This window comes from Streptomyces lomondensis, assembly GCF_014651035.1.
GTDB classification, from domain to species: domain Bacteria; phylum Actinomycetota; class Actinomycetes; order Streptomycetales; family Streptomycetaceae; genus Streptomyces; species Streptomyces lomondensis.
In genome coordinates this window covers 1-3266 of the sequence record NZ_BMWC01000034.1, presented here as the reverse complement: position 1 = coordinate 3266, position 3266 = coordinate 1, and the positions used below count along the sequence as shown (strand labels likewise).

The 3266-nt window shown below is 69.3% G+C and carries 4 protein-coding genes; all 4 read left to right on the top strand.

Going from position 1 to position 3266, the window contains the following annotated elements; genetic code table 11:
• Positions 1-537 (top strand): ABC transporter permease (locus tag IE255_RS38785; protein ID WP_190055140.1); only part of this gene is annotated, 537 nt, incomplete at its 5' end.
• A complete protein-coding gene (locus IE255_RS38780) occupies positions 534-1373 on the top strand; it encodes an ABC transporter permease (RefSeq protein WP_229906807.1) in 840 nt (279 codons plus the stop codon). The genes IE255_RS38785 and IE255_RS38780, both read left to right, overlap by 4 nt.
• Before the next feature lie 14 nt (positions 1374-1387).
• Positions 1388-2668 (top strand): NAD(P)/FAD-dependent oxidoreductase, encoded by a 1281-nt coding sequence (locus IE255_RS38775; protein ID WP_190055139.1) that lies wholly within the window; start codon positions 1388-1390, stop codon positions 2666-2668.
• A 41-nt stretch (positions 2669-2709) separates the two neighbouring features.
• The coding region (locus tag IE255_RS38770; RefSeq protein WP_190055138.1) for an aldehyde dehydrogenase family protein at positions 2710-3266 on the top strand (557 nt) is incomplete at its 3' end.

Genomic DNA, 3266 nt, shown 5'->3' with positions numbered 1-3266 from the left:
GCCCTGGTGCGCACCTACGGCTGGATCATCATGCTCGGTGAACACGGCCTGGTCAACACGCTGTTGACGTCCGTGCGCGCCCCAGGTGCGCCCTATTCGCTGCTCTACAACGAGACCGGCGTCGTCATCGGCACCACCTCGGTGATGCTCCCCTACACCGTCCTCATCCTCCAAGGCGTGATGCGCGGCGTCGACCGCAGGCTCCTCGCCGCCGCCGCGGGCTTCGGAGCCTCCCGCCTGACCATCTTCCGCCGCGTCTACCTGCCCCTGGTCGCACCGGGTGTCGGCACGGCAGGACTGCTCAGCTTCATCCTGTGCCTGGGCTACTACATCACCCCCGCCCTGATGGGCGGCGACAAGCAGACCGTCGTCGCCGCGCTCATCGACCAGCAGGTGATGAAGCAGGACCAGTGGAACTCCGCGGCCGCCTTCGGCGTCATCCTGCTCCTGCTCACCTTCGCCGGCCTGGGCATCCTCGGCCTGGCCAGACTCCGCCGCAAGAAGACGGCCGCACGAGGAGGAGGTGGCAGCTCATGATGGAACTGCCCGCCACCCGAGCCGGACACATCGGCCGCGCCCTCAGCGCCACCGCCATCCTGCTCTTCCTGGCCATGCCCATCGTCATCATCCTCGTCACCTCCTTCGGCGCCGACGGCATCGGCACCTTCCCCCCCAAGGAGTACAGCACCCGCTGGTACGAGCAGATGGCCGCACCCGGCGGCAACTGGGCCACCTCCATCGCCCTGTCCAGCCTCGTCGCCGCCCTCACCACCGTCTTCTCCCTCATCCTGGGAGTCACGGCGGCCACCGCGCTGGCCCGCGGCCGCCTGCCCCTGCACGCCGCGGTCTACGGACTGGTCCTGGCCCCGATGCTCATCCCCCAAGTAGTCATCGCCCTCGGCCTGTTCCTGTTCTTCGAACCCGCCGGCATGCTCGGCAGCCCCCTGGCCATCGCCCTCGGCCACACCGTACTCGCCGCGCCCATCGCGATCCTCATCATGATCTCCACCCTGCGCGGTATCGACGAGCGGCTGGAGGACGCGGCGGCCAGCATGGGTGCCAGCCGGATGACCATCGCCCGGCGCATCACTTTCCCCCTGGCAACCCCCGGCCTCATCGCCGCCGCCGTGTTCTCGTTCATCACCAGCTTCGACGAGTTCTTCATCGCCCAGTTCCTGTCCACCCCCGACACCCGCACCCTGCCGGTCCTCGTCTTCAACGCCCTCCAGTTCGACGTCGACCCCACCGTCACCGCCGTCAGCGCCGTCCTCATCGCGCTCGCCATCCTCGCCCTCGCCCTCGTCGCCCTCGTCCGCAAACTCGGCGGCCACCGAGGCGGCCAAGGCGCCCTCCCCGTCGAACCCCTCACCTGACCCGGAGCCCGAAAATGAAGACGATCCCTTACTGGGTGGAAACCGCCGGGCCGTTCCCCGACCGCTCCGGCAAGCCACTCCCCGAAGACACCGACCTCGTGGTCATCGGCGCCGGCCTCACCGGCCTGTCCACCGCCCTGCACACCGCCCGCAAGGGCGCCCGCGTCACCCTCGTCGAGAAGGGCCAGATCGGCTCCGGCGCCTCCGCGCGCAACGGCGGCATGGCGAACCTGGGCTTCACCATCGGCGTACGCCAGGCCATCCGCCGGTACGGACTGGAACGGGCCCGCGAGATCTACAACTCCTACGGCGAGGCCGTGGACACCGTCGAGCGGCTCGTGAACGAGGAGTCCATCGACTGCCAGTTCCGCCGGGTCGGACGCCTGGGTGTCGCGTCCCGCCCCGCGCACTTCGAGAGCAAGAAGGCCCAACAGCGCGACCTGGCCAAGTACTTCGGCCACGAGACCACACTGATCGGCAAGGCCGAGCTGCGTTCCGAGATCGGCTCCGACGCCTATCACGGCGGCCTGCTCGACCCGTTCAGCGCCGCACTGCACGTCGGCCGCTTCGTGCGGGGCATGGCCGAGGCGTGCGAGCGCGCCGGTGTCGAGATCCACGAGCGCAATGCGGCCATCGGCGTGCGGCGTACCGCTGCCGGCCGTTTCGAGGTGCAGACCGAGCGCGGTGTCATCCGTGCCGGGCAGGTCATGATGGCCACGGACGCCTACACCGACAAGAACTTCCCGTGGCTGCGCCGCCAGCAGGTCTGCCTGGGCAGTTTCATCATCGTGACCGAGCCGCTCGGCGAGGAACTCGCCCGGGACATCATCCCCAAGGCCCGCCTCATCGTCGACTCCAACAACCTCTGCCACTACTTCCGGCTCACCCCGGACAACCGGCTGCTGTTCGGCGGCCGGGCCCGCTTCGCACCGTCCGACCCCACCTCGGACAAGAAGAGCGGACAGGTCCTGTTCCGTGAGATGTGCGAGATCTTCCCCCAACTCGCGCGGACCAGGATCGAGTACGTGTGGGGCGGCTCCGTCGGCTTCGCCATGGACCGCATCGTGCACGCCGGGCAGACCGAGGACGGCGTCTACTACTCCATGGGATACGCGGGCCACGGCGTGCAGATGGCCACGCACATGGGGCAGGTCATGGCCGAGGTGATGGACGGCCACCCGGAGGTCAGCCCGGTCCGTGACATCGCCCCGCCCCGCATCCCCCTCTACAACGGCACCGCCTGGTTCCTGCCCTTCGCCGGCGCCTACTACAAGACGCTGGACCGCATCCGCTGACCGGTCGGCAGCACCTTCACCCCGACAAGGAGATACCCAAGATGACTGTCGTCCGTGATGTTCCCAAGCAGTTGTTCATCGGTGGTGGCTGGCGGGACGCGGAGTCCGGCCGGACGCTGTCCGTCGACAACCCGGCCACCGGCGAGGAACTGTGCCGGGTCGCCGACGCCTCTCCCGCCGACGGGCGGCGTGCCGTCGAGGCGGCGGTGGCCGCGCAGCCCGGCTGGGCCGCGACCCCGCTCCGTGTGCGCAGTGAGATCCTGCGCCGCGCCTACGACCTCATCATCGCGCGCACCGAGGACCTCGCGCTGCTGATGACGCTGGAGATGGGCAAGCCCCTGGCCGAGGCGCGTGCCGAGGTCGCCTACGCGGCCGAGTTCTTCCGCTGGTTCTCCGAAGAGGCCGTCCGTATCGACGGCGGGATGATGACGGCTCCGGACGGCAGGAACCGCCTGCTGGTCACCCGCCAGCCCGTCGGCCCCTGCCTGCTGATCACTCCGTGGAACTTCCCCCTGGCCATGGGCACCCGCAAGATCGGTCCCGCCATCGCGGCCGGCTGCACCATGGTCCTCAAACCCGCTCCGCAGACCCCGCTGTC